Origin of the sequence: Bacillus sanguinis (assembly GCF_018332475.1) — a bacterium.
Lineage (GTDB): Bacteria > Bacillota > Bacilli > Bacillales > Bacillaceae_G > Bacillus_A > Bacillus_A sanguinis.
On sequence record NZ_BOQB01000311.1, the window covers coordinates 1 to 274 of the forward strand.

General features: G+C 29.9%; 1 pseudogene. It reads right to left on the minus strand.

Going from position 1 to position 274, the window contains the following annotated elements:
• Window positions 1–166, minus strand: a pseudogene (locus KI369_RS24715) (GNAT family N-acetyltransferase); the annotation flags it as partial.
• Window positions 167–274 lie beyond the last annotated feature (108 nt).

A 274-nucleotide genomic window follows, 5' to 3' on the forward strand; every position in this document is an offset into this window, starting at 1 on the left:
CTTGTAAAAATGATAAAGCTTTATATGTATCATCCCAATAACCTCTCTCTGAAAAATCATGCAATGTTTGACTTGGAATCCCAAACACTTCTTCAAATAAAGGAAATAACTGCTCTCTTTTCGGTTCTTCTAAAAGAAGTTTTTCAAAATTTTCAACATTCCCCATGTTGTCCCTCCATACGTTAATTCCATCAAATTAGATATAGTTGTAGAACCTGCTTTTAAAGTAATAGGTCTTACCAATCAATATACTATCATAAAATATAAAAAAAAG